Raw genomic sequence first — 13899 nt, 5'->3', positions numbered from 1 at the left:
TCAGGAGAAGCATAAATGCGAAATATTCAGATTAGTGCATTTCAAGTTGATAACGATGCGCTGGGCGCAATGTTGAGTAAAGCCAAAAACGAGGAACGCAAAGCGCGCGCCGCTGCGGTTTCCTTGCGCCTTGAGGCGCTGGCAATTCACATCACAAATACCGGCATGGATGGCAAAGAAGCCGCTGATCTGCTACGCCGCGAAGCTATTCGCTTTGAAAACGAATCGCAGGAGCTGCACTGATGACCGACGCAATGGACGAAGTGAAGGAACGCGAGCGCCACATCAATCAGGCTCGCAGACGTACCGCTGCACCTTCTCGATTTACCTGTGAAGAGTGTGATGCACCAATTTCGGAGGCAAGACATACAGCACTTCCGGGAGTTGCCTCTTGTGTGACCTGTCAGCAAATCACTGAGCTTAAATCCAAACACTACAGAGGCGTGTAGTGGAAGCAATTAAATATGCTTACCCGTGGAATGCTCCACGGGCGGCAATCGCCAGCCCTTACCTCACCTATGCCGAAGAATATCGCCGCAACCGTATGTTTGCGGCGTTGTTGCATGCAAGAAAATCCCTGGCGCTTCTGCCCGAGTGTGTGCGTTTTGATGTTTACCGCACCGCTGCCGTGCTGGAGCGTGAGCAGGGAAGCCAGCGAGCTAATGCCTTTTTAATCAGCTTTTGCAAAAGGGCATTGTCCCGCGTTGAGCTTGTTACCCAAAAATACCAGGTGACCGGTATTAATGCCGACGTATCAAGCGCCGCGTTTGGCGGTCAATTCGATACCGACATTATCCGCTATACCGCATCAAGCATGGTCAACATGGTAAGCCGCTATAACCGCTTGCCGGATATGTCGCGCGCTGATGTGGATTTACTGGCCGCTGATATTGCGAACCTTACCCGCGCCGAGCTAGCAAATATTGACGACTCTGGATTCGGCGAGCTGAAAACGCTTTACACCTGGTACACTCGCGCCGGATTAATTGCCCTGCAGTTTAATGTCACCCCCCCGCATTGGGATCGCGTATTAAGTAAGCGCGTTGATCAGGATGATTTAGCCCCAGCAGTCATTCGCATGTTTACCGAAACGTGGTGGCGTGGTCGCCTGCGCCGTGTTGCTGCCTCCTGGCGCGAACACCTGCAAATTGCTGTCGGTAGCGTTAGCAAGAAGAAGCACGCTTACGCGAGTAAAAACTGCGTAACTGACTGGCGCGAGCAAAAGCGCCGCACCCGCGAATTTCTCAAGGGGCTTGAGCTTGAGGACGCGGAAGGAAATCGCTTCAGCCTGATTGAAAAATATGACGGCTCTGTCGCTAACCCTGCTATTCGTCGCTGTGAATTAATGGCTCGTATTCGCGGGTTTGAGGATATCTGCTCAGGTCTCGGTTATGTTGGTGAGTTCTACACCATCACCGCCCCGTCCAAATATCACGCCACGACGAAAGCGGGCTACCGTAACACCAAGTGGAACGGAAGCAACCCGGCAGACACGCAGTCTTATTTAACCGGCGTATGGGCTCGTATTCGCGCCAAGCTGCACCGCGAAGATATTCGCATATTCGGGATCCGCGTTGCCGAACCACATCACGATGCAACCCCTCACTGGCACATGCTCATGTTCATGCAACCGGAAGATGTTGAACGTGTACGCGGCATTATCCGGGATTACACCTACCAGGAGGATTCTTCCGAGCTGAGAAGCGATAAGGCAAGAAAAGCACGTTTTCATGCCGAGGCTATCGATCCGGAGAAAGGCAGTGCGACAGGCTATATCGCCAAATACATTTCTAAAAACATTGATGGCTATGCGCTGAACGATGAGACGGACGACGAGAGCGGCGAGCTGCTCAAAGAAAGCGCCCCTGCTGTTTCAGCCTGGGCGGCGCGGTGGCACATCCGTCAGTTTCAATTTGTCGGCGGTGCGCCGGTAACCGTTTATCGTGAATTGCGTCGCATGGCTGACCCTGAAACAGCCCGCGCGCTTAGCGTTGAATTTGCAGCGGTTCATGATGCTGCGCATTGGGGGCGTTGGGCTGATTATGTTAACGCTCAAGGTGGCCCGTTTGTTCGTCGTGATGAGCTGCAGGTGCGCACGCTGTATGAAGCTCGCGACGATCTGAACCAGTACGGAGAGGAAACCGTCTGCATTCGTGGCGTATACGACACGGCCATCGGCTCTGATTCGTCAATCTTAACCCGTCTTACACAGTGGAAGATTGTCCCAAAACGAGCCTCTGATTTGGCCGTTGAATTGGATTTTGACGTTAAGGGCGCTTCTGCGCCCTCTCGGAGTTCTGTCAATAACTGTACGGGGAGCGATAGCGAGCCACCGGAGCTGGATTTATCAAAACCACTAAGCCGGAGTGAAAGACGGCGACTTATAGGCCGGTTGAGAGAAGAAAAGCCGGTATCGAGGCGGCAGTTTTCACCGGGAACGGAAAGACAGGCCGCCGCGATAACGCGAACCATTGAGGAAATACACCAGGTAACCGGCGAAACCATCAGCCGGGGCGAGGCGCTGCACCTCATGGCCGGTGGCCGTGGGCGCTTTGGCGATAAGTTATGCCGGGGATCCGCAAGTGGCGAAGTGTTTACCGCGAAACCGTCTTACGATATGAAAACACAAAGGATCATGAGCCGCGTTTCTAGGTTGTCAGAGTCTGCAAGCAAAGTTTAAAAATTAATCTTCATCTAATCATGCACATAGATGCATTAATTTCACTTCCAATTTTTTGTCACAACACTATACTGTATTAATGTACAGTATAAATTTAGGGGATTTTATGGTTGGCGAACAATTTAGCCACACTCAGCATAAGCTGGCGTGTGTTCAATTCATTGCGGAAGTTTCGTTGATAGCGAACTGTAAAGCAGCAGATCTCAAGCTTGCGCTGTCAATCATCGCTGACCTGGCAGGTAGAGAAAACAGTAAATCAGATAATGAGATTTTTTATGAAGTTCAATAATCCCGTCTTTTTTACAGCTTCGATTCCAGCACAGGGTTGGAAGCATTATTAAGAAGGCCGGGTAAAGCTGACGTCCGTTTTAAAAAGAGTGCAATCCTTGCCGCCAGATTTGATAGTATGAGGTTGTTTTATATGGGATTACACACAAAGGAAAATTATGGACACTATAGTGGCTTTTTTATCTCTGGCTCTCTTTATTGCTTTTATCGTCGGTTTAATCAAGCCGTCGGTGGTTCGGATGCCAAACCGTAAGCGTTCCAGTGCCGTTTATCTGGGCGGCTGCCTAGCGCTGGGTGTTATTGGCTCAATCTTATGGCCAACTGAAAAAAGTCAGTCTGTAGTAAAAAGTGACGTACCGGCGGTTAAAGCGGAACTGGTTACACCAACATTTGAGTACGCAGAAAAAACCCTCAAAGAGTATCGCAACGAGCCAAAATCAACCCGGCACAATATCGTTAAAAACTATGTTGGCTTCAAAGGTGTACCGGCCAGCTCTGCTGATGCCTTTTACGCCTGTATGAGTGAGTTCACTTTTACTAAAGATGATGCGTTAAAGCTCGGTGATGTGTTGGGGTGGTGTTTCAATGACTTCGAGAAGGATCCACAATCTCTAAATAATAAAATCAACCTTGACGCGTTTCAGGGTAACTTTAGCGGTTGGGATGGCTCCTATCGCCCGTTGGAGAAACTGATAAAAGCCAACATGAATGATGATTCCTCTTATAAACATGTTTCAACTGTCTATCATCTGATTTTGAATAAAGACCCACATGCGGTTGTGAAAACAACGTTTCGAGGCACCAATGCTTATGGTGGTGTGGTTAAGCAAACCGTAGCGGCGCGTGTTGATGTAAGAACGGGTGATGTCGATTCGATACTCGACAATTAACCAACATAGTGACAAACGCCGCTGGTGCTGAAACTTGCTTTCAGTGCTGGCGGCGTTGAACAACGAGTCCCGTTAGGCGTTAGAATTTATTAACGCTTTAACTAATTTAAAGGGTAGAACTATGGATATTTCAAGTGCTACTCACCTCTTTAGATTTCGGGGTGATAACATAAATACCATAAATGAACTTGTTAATAATATTATTTGGCATTCAAAGTATGCTGGATTAAATGATCCATTCGAAATGTTCTTTCAATTAGATGATAGCGGCTTAGAGAAATTACCCTTGGATGATATAGCAAAAATCTTAGCGAAGACAAGATATCTAGCTGAGCAAAGGGAGTATATTCAAAGGTGTTTTATGCAGAAGGATATGGTGGAAATATATGAGCATATACGACAGTATTGGGGGGAGTCATTTATAAAGGCTTTGGTTTCTACTTATCAAAAAGGCGTTGCTGTGGCTTGTTTCACAAAGACGTATGATAGCCGTTTGATGTGGGGATACTATGGAAATGGTATGAAAGGCATCTGCTTTGTATATAACAAACAGAAATTACTTGAATCCGGTCTTGAAATTGCCGATGTCATTTATTCCGATGAGGCCCCCAAAATTGACACCTATAAGCATCTCGTTGAGAGACTGAGGGGAAGACCTCTAACAGTGGATGCTTTATTTTCATTACGTAAACATAATGATTGGATTAATGAGCAGGAGGTTAGAAGCTTAAAGTATTTAGAGAAAGATGAGGTGTATGAACATCAGCCCGGCATAGCGGTGCCTCTAAGTCCGGGATGTATCGACGCGATCATTTTAGGTGAGCGCTTAGCTGGGGATATGAGAAGTTTTGTAGAAGCTTATGCTAAAAAAAATGATATACACCTGTTGATTGCCAAAGCTGATTTTACAAGCTACAAAGTGAAAATTGAGGGCTAAAGATCTGTGCATGCATCAGGTGCATTGTTTTGCATGTGTCAAGGTTTCCCGTGCTGACCGTGCGTCGCCAGTGCTGGCGCGGCTCCGGCCTGTTCATGCAACTGCATTAAAAACGCCCCCTAAAGCGGGCAGGCGTGGCGGGGAAAGCATTGCGCGCTGAGGCGGGTATTTAATTATTATTTTTCGGCCTGAGCGCGGCGCTGTGGCGTCGGTGCGGGTGTGGTCGGATTGCGAGGTGGTGCCGGGTTTCGGTGGTGTGTCGTGCGTCTGAGGCGGTCTGAGGGCGGGACGTAAAAAAGCCGCCCTGGGGCGGCTGTGGTGGATGGGTCAATCGTCCTCAAGTGAGTATTTTTTGAATCTGATAATTTCCTCTCCCGCCCACTCGTTAAGCTCCATGAAACGCGCCTGCAGTGGAGACAGCTCGTTACGCACAAAGACCTTTGCCACCTTCTCAATATCGCCCATTGAACCGATGTTCTCGGGCTTGCCGCCCATGAGCTGGAACGGGATCCGGTGCGCGTCGAGCAGGTCGGCAGCGCTGGCCTTTTTGATATTGAAAAAATCATCTTTGGTTGCCACCTCACTGAGCGGCACGATTTTAATGCCGTCCGGTTTTCCGTTCGGGGCGTAGAAAAACAGGTTTTTAAAATTGCCGAGCCCTTTCGAATCGCGCATAGAACGGCGCAGGGCTTCAACGTCGGTGCTACTCTGCGCGGCGTCGGTCACATACATGATGTAACCCGCGTGCGCGCCGTTCTGGTAATACTTGCGACGGAACAGCGTCGCCGACTCATTCAGCCACGCTGAATTTAATGCGCTGAGATATTCCGGCATCCCGTAAAGCTCCTGATTAATATCAGGCTCCATCAGGTGAAACACCGAGCCCGCCGCATACTGGTGCGGCTTGTTGAAGTCCTGCAAAAACCAGTAAGTATCCTGCTCCACGCCGCGCCGGGTGTATTTGGCCGGGGACGTTTCAAAGCGCAGCGCCTTGTTGCTGAGGCTCTGCCGTTTTTCCAGAAAGCCGTTGCCGAACACGAGAAAATCCAGCGTCAGGCGGCTAAAGTCCTGACTGGAGAGCTTCGGGTGCGGGATGTACGTCGACACCAGAATATTACGCTTAACGTAAATCGGTGAGCTGTGGTGCACGGCGGCACGCATGGTTTTCGCCAGGCCGGAGAAGCTCACCGGCGGCTCGTACCATTTGCCGTTATGGGCGCATTCCAGATAGTCGAAAATTTCCCGGCGATCCAGTACCGGCGTCGGCTCGCCGAAAGTAAACGCCTCCATATTTTGTGATGGGGTGGCGGTGTGCTGCTGCGCTTTTGCAGCGCGCTGACCTTTGTATTTTTTTTTCATCAGTAAAATTCCAGAATGGAGGAGGACGCCTTGCCGCTGGCGGCGGTCAGTGGTTCATTGATTAATACGTGCATGGTTGCCCAGGCTAAATCGGCGTGGCTCGCCTCTTCGGTGCGGCTCGCTTCATACGTGGAGCTGCGCCCGCTGCTTGTCATGGTTTTGCGAATAGACATAAACGACTGTGTGATATCCGTCGCGCCGACGTCGTATTCCAGGCAGCCGCGGCGAATGGTGTCTTTTGCCTTGAGCACCATCGCGGTTTTCATTTCCGGCGTGTAGCGAATCTCTCGCGCTGCCGGGTAGAACGAGCGCACGAGCTGGTAAACACCCTGGCCGAGGCCGGTGGCGTCAATGCCGATGTACTCCACGTTATATTTTTGCGTCAGCGCCCGGATTGACTCGGCTTGGGTGGCAAAGTCCATGCCCTTCCACTGGTGGCGCTCCAGAATGCGGAACTTGCCCCCGGCGACAACCGGCGGCGCGATAACCACACAACCGGCGCTATCCCCACGCAGTGACGGGTCGTAGCCAATCCACACCACACGGTGACCGAATGGCCGGTCGGCGTAAGGCTCGACGTCCTCCCACTCTTCCATGCTGTCGACCATGCAGCGCTGCAGCTCCTCGAACGGAAAGACCGAGGCTTTATCGTCGACAAACTCGCACATAAACAGGTTGCGAAAATCGTCGGCGCTGTTTTCCTGTTTCAGCGTGTCCAGGTCAAACAGGGTGCAGCCCCCGGCGAGCGCGTCCTCAATGGTGACAATCTGCCGCCACTGACCATCGGCGCAGGCCACGCCCCGCGCTAACGCTGTGTGGCTGATATCAATCTCGACCCGCTCGCTGGCGCTGGCGCGCCCCTTGTTAAACAGTTCGCCCGACCAGAACGGATAAGCACCATGGCCGAGAGAGGAAGGTGTCGAAAAGTAGGTCGTGCGGAGGTGTTTTTGTGAGGCCATGCCCGAGGCGACTTTGCGCAGGCGCTGGAAGTTTGGGATCCAGAAAATCTCGTCGACATACAGGTCGCCGTTGTGGCTCTGCGCGGTGTTGGAGTTGGTGCCGAGGAACAGCATTTCAGCGCCATTGTTGCCGATAACAATCGGGTCACCGCTCAGGTCAACATCGACCAATCGCGCAAAGGCGATGATGTATTTTCGGAACACATACGCCTGAGTTTTACTGGCTGATAAAAAAATCTGGTTCTGGCCGGTTTTCAGCGCCCGCAGCAGTGCCTCGCGCGCAAAATAAAACGTCGCGCCAATCTGGCGGGATTTGAGGATGTGCCTGATACGGTGCTCAAGCCCTGCTTTGTGCCAGCCGAGCTGATACTCGAAAGACTGGTCAAAGAAAATTTCCTCCAGCTTCTCTATCGCTTCCTCGCTGAAATAGTTCTTTTTCGGCTGCTTGCGCTCCCCTTTGTTGCGGTTCGCCACGTTCGGATTTAAGTCGGCCTCATTCCCGCTCACGCCGTAGCGGTTGATACGGGCGAATCGCTCCATTTGCCGCGCCAGAAAATCGGCGACTTTGAAGTCGTGCGCGGTCAGGTCGGGTTTCGCGTAGAGCTGAATCAGCCGCGCCTCTAGCGTGCTCTCAACCCGGTTAAGCGGGGCTGTTTCTTCCCACTGGTCGCGCTGCTTCCAGCTTTGCACCGTGGGGCGTTTGGTCTGCAGCATTTCCGCAATTTGCGGCACGGAAAACCCCTGCCAGTACAAAAGCGCGGCCTGCCGTCGCGGGTCGCTGAGGATGGATGTGTCGGTCGTGATGTTCATGAATGCCTCGCCGTCGTTGATACCAGGGCAAGGCTAAAGAAACGGGAGGGCTTATTCGCTAAGCCCCTGTTGTGTCAGGCGTTGCACTTCCGTAACGGGTGGCTGGCGTGGGTCGGAGTCGGGAAACTAAGCCCGAACCCATCACCCACTATCAGGATTCCTGAATATGGCTAAGAAAGTAGTTTCTAAGTTTTTCCGTATTGCTGTTGAGGGCGATACCTGCGACGGGCGCGACCTTAGCGCCGTGGATATCCAGCAAATGGCCGACACGTTTGATCCGCGCGTTTACGGCTGCCGTATCAACCTTGAACACATTCGCGGTTATCTGCCGGATAGCGACTTTAAGCGCTACGGCGACGTGGTGGAGCTGAAAGCCGAAACCATCGACGACGACTCCGCGCTGAATGGCAAGCTGGCGTTGTACGGCAAAATTGCCCCACTCGATACCCTGATTGAGATGGTTGGCAAAGGCCAGAAGGTTTACACCTCCATCGAGATCCAGCCGAACTTTGCCAACACAGGCAAATGCTACCTGGTCGGCTTGGCCGTGACCGATGACCCGGCCAGCCTCGGCACGGAATACCTCCAGTTCTGCCGTAAGGCTGAGCACAACCCGCTCAAGCGCTTCAAAGCCAGCCCGGACAACCTTTTCTCTGTCGCCACTCTGGCCGAAATGGAGTTTGAAGATGTGCCGGAAAACCTGCTTCACAAAATCACCGACTCGGTAAAAAGCATTTTCAGCCGCAAACAGGCCAGCGATGACGCGCGTTTTAACGACGTGCATGAGGCGGTGACCGTTATTGCCGAGCAGGTGCAGCAGACCGGCGACGATACCGCCGCGCGTTTCAGCAAACTGGAGGCTGAAATCACCGGGCTTAAAAAGGCCATGACTGACCAGGCCACCGAAACCAGCCAGCAATTCAGCACCCTGACGAGCACCCTGGACAACACCGAGAGCAAGACCCAGCAGCGCCGCAAATTAAGCACCGGCGGCGGCGGTGAAAGTGCGGCTGAGCTGCTGACCGACTGCTGATTAATGCCTTTGAATCAGCCCTGATTCAGAGCCAAACCCATTTAAAACAGGAAGTAAAATCCATGCGTAAAGAGACACGTTTCCAGTTCAACAAGTTCCTGAGCCGTATTGCCGAATTAAACGGCCTGGACGTGAGCGACCTTAGCAAAAAATTCACCGTCGAGCCGTCGGTGACGCAGACCCTTTTTGAAAAGGTGCAGCAGTCCTCCTCGTTCCTGGCACTGATTAACATGCCTGTGGTGCGTGAGCTGACCGAGGAGAAAGTCGGCATTGATGTGAATGGCTCCATTGCCAGCACCGCCGACACCGACAACGGCGTCGAGCGTAAGACTGCGGATTTCTCGAAGCTCGATGCTTACCGCTATTTCTGCAAGCCGGTCAACTTCGACTACAACCTGAAATACACCAAGCTCGACCTGTGGGCGCGCTATCAGGATTTCCAGATCCGTATTCGTGACGCCATCATCAAGCGCCAGGCGCTGGACTACATCACCATTGGCTTTAACGGCGTGACCCGTGCGGCAACCTCTGACCGCAAGCAAAACCCACTGCTGCAGGATGTGGCGGTCGGCTGGCTGCAGAAGTACCGCAACGACGCGCCGGAGCGCGTGATGAGCAAGGTTGTCGACGAGGACGGCAAGGTCATTTCTGACACTATCAAAGTGGGGAAAGGCGGGCATTACGCCAACCTGGACGCCCTGGTGATGGATGGTCACGAATCCCTGATTGATGAAATCCACCGTGAAAACCCGGAGATGGTTGTCATTTGCGGCCGCCGCATTCTGACCGACAAATATTTCCCGATGATCAACAAATTCCAGCCGAACAGTGAAGCCCTGGCCGGGGAGCTGATTATCAGCCAGAAAACTATCGGCCAGCTCCAGGCGGTGCGCGCGCCGTTCTTCCCGGCTAACGCGGTGTTTATCACCACGCTGGATAACATTTCCATCTACCTCTACGAGGACGGCCACCGCCGCCACATCGTGGAAAACCCGAAACTCGACCAGGTGGAAAACTACGAGCAGGTGAAAGTCGATTTCGTTATCGAGGACTACGCCGCCGGGTGCCTGATTGAAAACATCGAAATTCTCGACCCGGAAGAACCAGCCACTGCCGAGCAGGCTAGCGCGAGCGTATTCGCGGCTGAGCTGGTGAAAGCCATGCAGCACCTGACCGTACCGCAGTCAGCGCCGGTCGCGGATACCGAAACCGACAAAAAGGACGCCTAAGCCATGCTGAGCCCCGCACGACGTCACGCGATGCGGGTCTCGGCCAGCCAGGCAGCGCAGCGGGAAAACGCCCCGCAGCGCCACGCCACCCCTTACGAGCAAATGCTCGTCAAGCTGGCCGCAGACCGTCGGACATTAAAAAACATCCATTCCAACGAAGCGAAAGCAACAAAAAAAGCCGAGCTGCTGCCGTTTTATCTGCCCTGGGTGACGGGCGTACTGGAGAACGGCACCGGCGCGCAGGACGACATTTTAATGACCGTCATGCTCTGGCGTCTCGATGCCGGGCAACTGGCTGGCGCGCTGGAAATCGCCCGTTATGCGCTGCGCTACAACCTCGCCACGCCTGACGGCCATGCGCGCACCGCGCCTTATATGCTGGCCGAGGAGTTTGCCCTGTCTGCACAACGCGCGAGCGATGGCGGCCAGCCGGTTGACGTGTCGCTGCTTCTGGATGTGCTTGCGCTGGTTCGTGATGCCGATATGCCCGACCAGGTGAAAGCCCGTCTGCATAAAGTGATCGGCCTTGCGATGCGTGATGACGGAAACCCTGCCGCCGCGCTGGAGCACCTGAATCGTGCTGTGCAGCTCGACCGCAACGCCGGAGTACGCAAGGACATTGAGCGCCTGACGCGTGAGCTCACGCCTAAACCCGCCCCCGCGAAAGCACCGCCAGCGGCTAAGGCTCCGGCCAGCAAGACCCCGGCGAAAAAACAAGATTCATCGGTGAAACGAGGGCGAGGACGCCCGAAGAAAGTCACCGCCTAACCGAAAGCGCCCCGCGCCGGGCGGCACGCTGGTCAAAGACGGTGATCCACCGACACGGCGACCGGCGTCCACCGCCCACCCATTACAGAGGTTGTCATGACAGTGATTATCACTAAGCCGGAAGCGGTATCGGTCGAGCCTGGTGTGGTTATCCCCGCCCGACCGGTGCCGGAGGCCGTTATTACCAACACGGCGTTTTTCCCGGACATTGAGCCCACGCGCATTCGTGAGCTGCTGCGCATTGAAAGCACTGTGAACGCCGTGCGCTTACGCGCCGCGATTATCGACGGCATGGCAGAAACCAATGCCGAGCTAAGAGAGTACCGTGAGGAGCAAATCTTACTCGGGCGTAAAACCCTGGCCGACGTTCCCGCAGACAAAATCGGCGGGGAGAGCGTGCGCTGTTTTTACTACCTGCAGGCCGTCAGCGCCATGACCACCGCGAAACTTTATGAGGGTTATCGCGGGGTGGATGCGAGCGCCAAAGGCGACAAGAAAGCCGACAGCATCGAGAGCGTGGTTGATGAAATGTGGCGGGATATGCGCTGGGCGATATCCCGTATCCAGGATAAGTCCCGCTGCATCATCGGGCAAATCTGATGAGGGTTTACGCGCAGCAGGGCGACACCCTCGACGCACTCTGCGCCCGGTATTACGGGCGCACTGAGGGAGTATTCGAGGCGGTACTCGTCGCAAATCCGGGACTCGCCGAGCTCGGGGCGGTGCTGCCGCACGGCACCGGCATTGAGTTGCCGGACGTTCAATCCTCACCCGTTACGGAGACGATAAACCTGTGGGACTGACAATGGAAAAAATCACCACGTTTGTGACTTACTGGCTGTCCGTGGCGCTGGCCTATTTAGGCACCCAGACCCCCGACCGCCTTGCGCTTTATGTGGGGAGTGCTTGTGCGATTTTTACCGCTCTGGTGAATCTGTGGTATCGCCGTAAAACCTTCAACTATCTGCGCTCAATGGGCGTTAATCCGGGGGTTATTCATGAGCTCAATCGTTAAACGCTGCAGTGTGGCCGCCGTGCTGTTGCTGGCGGCACTCGTGCCGGATTACCGGCTGATAAAAAGCTCCCCTGATGGCCTGGCACTCATTGCCGATCTGGAGGGGTGTCGTTTGCGCCCGTACCAGTGTAGCGCCGGTGTCTGGACGTCGGGTATTGGTCACACTGCTGGCGTGGTGCCGGTAAGGGATATCACGGAGCGGGAGGCCGCAACAAACCTGGTGAGGGATGTGCTTAACGTCGAGCAAAAGCTCGCGGTATGCGCTCCGGTAGATATGCCGCAACCCGTTTACGATGCCGTGGTTAGCTTCGCTTTTAACGTCGGCACCGGCGCGGCGTGTAGCTCAACGCTGATGACATTTGTTAAGCGCCAGCAGTGGCAGCAGGCTTGCGAACAGCTCCCGCGCTGGGTGTACGTGAAGGGTGTCAAAAATACCGGGCTGGAAAATCGCCGGATGCGTGAGCAGGCCTGGTGCATGAGGGGGGTTAAATGAAAACGCTGATTGTCCTCCTTGCCCTGGCTGTGCTCGGGCTGCTGTGGATGCGCCACGAAAACACCTCTCTCACCCGCTCATTTGAAAAGGCTAACCGCGTCGCCGGGGAGCAGAAAACACAAAACATCATGCTGAAAAACCAGCTCGATGTTGCCGCCAGAATCGCCGACAGCAAAGAACGTGCGCAGGTGGATTTAAGAAACAAACTGGCAACCGCTGAGGCGCTGGCCGGGCGTAGAAGCAACACGATTACGAGGCTACTCAATGAAAATAAAGCACTTCGCGAATGGTATGACACTGCTTTACCTGATGATGTTATCCGGCTGCAGGAACGCCCCGCCTTTGACACCACCGCCGATTATTTACAATGGTTGTCCGAAAGTAGCGCTGTGCAAACTCCCGGCCAGCCAGCCGCGCATTAACGGCGATTTGCTCGCGGATAATCGCCAGCTCGAAAGCGCCTGGGTGAGCTGCGCCGCCCAGGTCGAAACGGTGAAAAACTGTCAGGATAATCTCGATGCACAAGCAAGCCAGCCTGAAAAAAGTCCTCACTGAGGCGGTGCCGGGGGTGGCGAATAACCCCTCCATGATGCGTATTTTTGCCGACGAAGGGACGATTGAATCCACGCTTGCCGCGTCACTTTCATTCGTGAAGCGCTACACGCTAAACGTGATCGTGACTGACTACACCAGTGATATTGATTACCTCCTGGTGCCGCTGCTGGCGTGGCTGCGGGTGAATGAGCCGGATATTATGACCACGGCAGAGGGGCAAAAGCGCGGCTTTACCTGGTATGCGGATATCAATAACGACAGCAGCATTGATATCAGCATCAGCTTACGCCTGAGTGAGCGCACGATTGTTAAAGAGACCGAGGGCGGCGAGCTGCACGTCAGTTACGCGCCGGAACCGCTGCAGCCTGACCCGGTTACCCGCCCGGTGCAGCTGTGGGTTCACGGTGATTTGGTGAGTGAATGGGATGAGTGAACTCAAGCCCTTTGACGACAAACTCGCTGCGCTGATTGCGAATCTGTCACCGGCTGGCCGTCGCAAAATGGCCGGGGAGATTGCGAAAAAGCTGCGTACCCGACAACAGCAGCGGATAAAAACGCAGAAAGACCCCGACGGCAAGCCATACGCCGCCAGAAAGCGCCAGCCGGTGAGGAGCAAAAAAGGCCGCATTAAGCGGGAAATGTTTGCGAAGCTGCGCACCAATCGCTACATGAAAGCCACCGGCAGCGACGAGGCCGCAGTCGTGGAGTTTGTCGGTAAAGTGCAGCGCCTGGTGCGTGTGCATCAAGAGGGATTGGAAGATAAACCAAACAGTCATGCACAAAGTGTCAAATATCCAAAACGACAACTATTAGGCTTTGCTTTTAGTGAAATCGTAAAGATTGAGAGTGTAATTATTGAGGTTTTGACATAGGAACAGGCGAA

19 protein-coding genes are annotated in these 13899 nt (G+C 53.8%); 17 read left to right on the top strand and 2 right to left on the bottom strand.

All coding sequences use genetic code 11. The features are described from left to right. Positions 1–15: 15 nt before the first annotated feature. From F3J28_RS20255 to F3J28_RS20230, 6 genes are all read left to right on the top strand, one after another. Complete coding sequence (locus tag F3J28_RS20255; RefSeq protein WP_166879204.1) at positions 16–243, top strand: DUF2732 family protein; 228 nt, start codon at positions 16–18, stop codon at positions 241–243. Continuing rightward, positions 243–449, top strand: coding sequence for a TraR/DksA C4-type zinc finger protein (locus F3J28_RS20250; RefSeq protein WP_166879201.1), 207 nt, complete (start codon positions 243–245; stop codon positions 447–449). The genes F3J28_RS20255 and F3J28_RS20250 overlap by 1 nt, the downstream gene beginning before the upstream one ends. Next, positions 449–2680, top strand: coding sequence for a replication endonuclease (locus F3J28_RS20245; RefSeq protein ID WP_166879199.1), 2232 nt, complete (start codon positions 449–451; stop codon positions 2678–2680). Before F3J28_RS20250 ends, F3J28_RS20245 begins: the two co-directional genes overlap by 1 nt. A gap of 106 nt (positions 2681–2786) precedes the next feature. Beyond that, entirely contained in the window at positions 2787–2969 is a 183-nt protein-coding gene (locus tag F3J28_RS20240; RefSeq protein WP_166879197.1) for a hypothetical protein, read from the top strand. A 157-nt stretch (positions 2970–3126) separates the two neighbouring features. Then, entirely contained in the window at positions 3127–3858 is a 732-nt protein-coding gene (locus F3J28_RS20235) for a hypothetical protein (protein WP_166879195.1), read from the top strand. A gap of 121 nt (positions 3859–3979) precedes the next feature. After that, positions 3980–4795: a DUF2971 domain-containing protein gene (locus F3J28_RS20230; protein ID WP_166879193.1), complete on the top strand. Its 816-nt coding sequence runs from the start codon at positions 3980–3982 to the stop codon at positions 4793–4795. 327 nt (positions 4796–5122) lie between these two features. Here F3J28_RS20230 and F3J28_RS20225 read toward each other — a convergent pair whose 3' ends face one another. Next, on the bottom strand, positions 5123–6154 hold the full coding sequence (locus F3J28_RS20225) for a phage portal protein (RefSeq protein WP_166879191.1): 1032 nt from the start codon (positions 6152–6154) through the stop codon (positions 5123–5125). Continuing rightward, complete coding sequence (locus F3J28_RS20220; RefSeq protein ID WP_166879189.1) at positions 6154–7923, bottom strand: terminase ATPase subunit family protein; 1770 nt, start codon at positions 7921–7923, stop codon at positions 6154–6156. The genes F3J28_RS20225 and F3J28_RS20220 overlap by 1 nt, the downstream gene beginning before the upstream one ends. A 166-nt stretch (positions 7924–8089) precedes the next feature. Here F3J28_RS20220 and F3J28_RS20215 point away from each other — a divergent pair, with 166 nt between their 5' ends. The 11 genes from F3J28_RS20215 (at position 8090) to F3J28_RS20170 (ending at position 13888) form a co-directional block, all read left to right on the top strand. Continuing rightward, positions 8090–8956, top strand: a complete 867-nt coding sequence (locus F3J28_RS20215) for a GPO family capsid scaffolding protein (protein ID WP_166879186.1) — start codon at positions 8090–8092, stop codon at positions 8954–8956. Between the two features lie 62 nt (positions 8957–9018). After that, the gene (locus F3J28_RS20210) at positions 9019–10185 is read left to right on the top strand and encodes a phage major capsid protein, P2 family (RefSeq protein ID WP_166879184.1); all 1167 of its coding nucleotides are present in this window, start codon (positions 9019–9021) and stop codon (positions 10183–10185) included. A gap of 3 nt (positions 10186–10188) precedes the next feature. After that, entirely contained in the window at positions 10189–10953 is a 765-nt protein-coding gene (locus F3J28_RS20205) for a phage terminase small subunit (RefSeq protein WP_166879182.1), read from the top strand. Between the two features lie 96 nt (positions 10954–11049). After that, entirely contained in the window at positions 11050–11553 is a 504-nt protein-coding gene (locus tag F3J28_RS20200; protein WP_166879179.1) for a head completion/stabilization protein, read from the top strand. Next, positions 11553–11756, top strand: a complete 204-nt coding sequence (locus tag F3J28_RS20195; protein ID WP_166879176.1) for a tail protein X — start codon at positions 11553–11555, stop codon at positions 11754–11756. Before F3J28_RS20200 ends, F3J28_RS20195 begins: the two co-directional genes overlap by 1 nt. Then, positions 11747–11968: a phage holin family protein gene (locus F3J28_RS20190; RefSeq protein ID WP_166879174.1), complete on the top strand. Its 222-nt coding sequence runs from the start codon at positions 11747–11749 to the stop codon at positions 11966–11968. The genes F3J28_RS20195 and F3J28_RS20190 overlap by 10 nt, the downstream gene beginning before the upstream one ends. Continuing rightward, positions 11952–12461, top strand: coding sequence for a lysozyme (locus F3J28_RS20185; protein ID WP_166879172.1), 510 nt, complete (start codon positions 11952–11954; stop codon positions 12459–12461). The genes F3J28_RS20190 and F3J28_RS20185 overlap by 17 nt, the downstream gene beginning before the upstream one ends. Continuing rightward, a complete protein-coding gene (lysB, locus tag F3J28_RS20180) occupies positions 12458–12883 on the top strand; it encodes an Rz-like lysis system protein LysB (protein WP_166879170.1) in 426 nt (141 codons plus the stop codon). The genes F3J28_RS20185 and lysB overlap by 4 nt, the downstream gene beginning before the upstream one ends. Next, positions 12771–13016 carry an Rz1-like lysis system protein LysC gene (gene lysC, locus F3J28_RS22515; protein WP_286178384.1) on the top strand — a complete coding sequence of 82 codons (246 nt, stop codon included), beginning with the start codon at positions 12771–12773 and terminating at the stop codon, positions 13014–13016. Before lysB ends, lysC begins: the two co-directional genes overlap by 113 nt. Next, positions 12979–13449, top strand: coding sequence for a phage tail protein (locus tag F3J28_RS20175; RefSeq protein ID WP_166879168.1), 471 nt, complete (start codon positions 12979–12981; stop codon positions 13447–13449). Before lysC ends, F3J28_RS20175 begins: the two co-directional genes overlap by 38 nt. Continuing rightward, positions 13442–13888, top strand: coding sequence for a phage virion morphogenesis protein (locus F3J28_RS20170; protein WP_166879167.1), 447 nt, complete (start codon positions 13442–13444; stop codon positions 13886–13888). Before F3J28_RS20175 ends, F3J28_RS20170 begins: the two co-directional genes overlap by 8 nt. Positions 13889–13899 lie beyond the last annotated feature (11 nt).

The organism is Enterobacter sp. Ap-1006, from assembly GCF_011752835.1.
Lineage (GTDB): Bacteria > Pseudomonadota > Gammaproteobacteria > Enterobacterales > Enterobacteriaceae > Cedecea.
Note: the sequence above shows the minus strand (reverse complement) of the source record. Positions and strands in the feature narration are given on the sequence as shown.

Coding starts and splice junctions, on each gene's coding strand:
- F3J28_RS20215 (WP_166879186.1), top strand. CDS start 8,090: ATGGCTAAGAAAGTAGTTTCTAAGTTTTTCCGTATTGCTGTTGAGGGC.
- F3J28_RS20175 (WP_166879168.1), top strand. CDS start 12,979: ATGCACAAGCAAGCCAGCCTGAAAAAAGTCCTCACTGAGGCGGTGCCG.
- F3J28_RS20255 (WP_166879204.1), top strand. CDS start 16: ATGCGAAATATTCAGATTAGTGCATTTCAAGTTGATAACGATGCGCTG.
- F3J28_RS20250 (WP_166879201.1), top strand. CDS start 243: ATGACCGACGCAATGGACGAAGTGAAGGAACGCGAGCGCCACATCAAT.
- F3J28_RS20240 (WP_166879197.1), top strand. CDS start 2,787: ATGGTTGGCGAACAATTTAGCCACACTCAGCATAAGCTGGCGTGTGTT.
- F3J28_RS20210 (WP_166879184.1), top strand. CDS start 9,019: ATGCGTAAAGAGACACGTTTCCAGTTCAACAAGTTCCTGAGCCGTATT.
- F3J28_RS20205 (WP_166879182.1), top strand. CDS start 10,189: ATGCTGAGCCCCGCACGACGTCACGCGATGCGGGTCTCGGCCAGCCAG.
- lysB (WP_166879170.1), top strand. CDS start 12,458: ATGAAAACGCTGATTGTCCTCCTTGCCCTGGCTGTGCTCGGGCTGCTG.
- F3J28_RS20235 (WP_166879195.1), top strand. CDS start 3,127: ATGGACACTATAGTGGCTTTTTTATCTCTGGCTCTCTTTATTGCTTTT.
- F3J28_RS20200 (WP_166879179.1), top strand. CDS start 11,050: ATGACAGTGATTATCACTAAGCCGGAAGCGGTATCGGTCGAGCCTGGT.
- F3J28_RS20230 (WP_166879193.1), top strand. CDS start 3,980: ATGGATATTTCAAGTGCTACTCACCTCTTTAGATTTCGGGGTGATAAC.
- F3J28_RS20185 (WP_166879172.1), top strand. CDS start 11,952: ATGAGCTCAATCGTTAAACGCTGCAGTGTGGCCGCCGTGCTGTTGCTG.
- F3J28_RS20170 (WP_166879167.1), top strand. CDS start 13,442: ATGAGTGAACTCAAGCCCTTTGACGACAAACTCGCTGCGCTGATTGCG.
- lysC (WP_286178384.1), top strand. CDS start 12,771: ATGATGTTATCCGGCTGCAGGAACGCCCCGCCTTTGACACCACCGCCG.
- F3J28_RS20225 (WP_166879191.1), bottom strand. CDS start 6,154: ATGAAAAAAAAATACAAAGGTCAGCGCGCTGCAAAAGCGCAGCAGCAC.
- F3J28_RS20195 (WP_166879176.1), top strand. CDS start 11,553: ATGAGGGTTTACGCGCAGCAGGGCGACACCCTCGACGCACTCTGCGCC.
- F3J28_RS20220 (WP_166879189.1), bottom strand. CDS start 7,923: ATGAACATCACGACCGACACATCCATCCTCAGCGACCCGCGACGGCAG.